Genomic DNA, 795 nt, shown 5'->3' with positions numbered 1-795 from the left:
GGATGCGCCCGGCGTGCCGTGCCGCGTGACCGGCCTCGACCGCGAGCCGCATCGCCCGCGCCATCCCCACCGGGTCCTCGGCGCGGGTGACGGCCGTGGCCAGGAGCACACCCGCGCACCCCAGCTCCATGGCGAGGGCCGCGTCGGACGCGGTGCCGATCCCCGCGTCCAGGATGACCGGTACCTGGGCGTGGGCGGCGATCGCCTCGATGTTGCGCGGGTTGAGGATCCCCAGCCCGGACCCGATGGGCGCCCCGAGGGGCATCACGGCCGCGCACCCGACGTCCTCCAGCCTGCGCGCGAGGATCGGGTCGTCGTTCGTGTAGGGCAGGACGACGAACCCGTCGGCGACCAGCTGCTCGGCGGCCTCCACCAGGCCGATCGGGTCGGGCAGGAGGCTGACGTCGTCGGCGATCACCTCGAGCTTGACCCAGGACGTGCCGCACGCCTCCCGGGCCAGCTGTGCGGTCAGGACGGCCTCACGCACCGAGAAGCACCCGGCTGTGTTCGGCAGGGCACGGATGCCCAGGCGGTCCAGGAGCCCCCAGATGCCGGTGTCGGTGGTGCTCGCGCCGGGGCGGACGGCCACACGGCGCATCGCGACCGTGGTGAGCTCGGTGCCCGAGGCGACCAGTGCCTCCTCCAGGGCGAGCAGGTGGGTGGCGCCGCCGGTACCCATGACCAGGCGGGAGCCGATCTCCGTCCCGGCGATGGCGAACGGGCGGTGCGTGGGTGCGGTCGTGGTGGCCATGGTCACCCGCCCTGCACGGCGGTGAGGACCTCGACCCGGTCGTC

At 74.5% G+C, this 795-nt stretch carries 1 protein-coding gene; it reads right to left on the bottom strand.

Annotated elements, in window-relative coordinates:
* Positions 1 to 751 (bottom strand): thiazole synthase (locus N869_RS15640; protein ID WP_052105663.1); only part of this gene is annotated, 751 nt, incomplete at its 3' end.
* Positions 752 to 795: the final 44 nt, after the last annotated feature.

It is taken from the genome of Cellulomonas bogoriensis 69B4 = DSM 16987, from assembly GCF_000767165.1.
Taxonomy (GTDB): domain Bacteria; phylum Actinomycetota; class Actinomycetes; order Actinomycetales; family Cellulomonadaceae; genus Actinotalea; species Actinotalea bogoriensis.
This window is presented reverse-complemented; position numbering and strand designations above follow the sequence as displayed.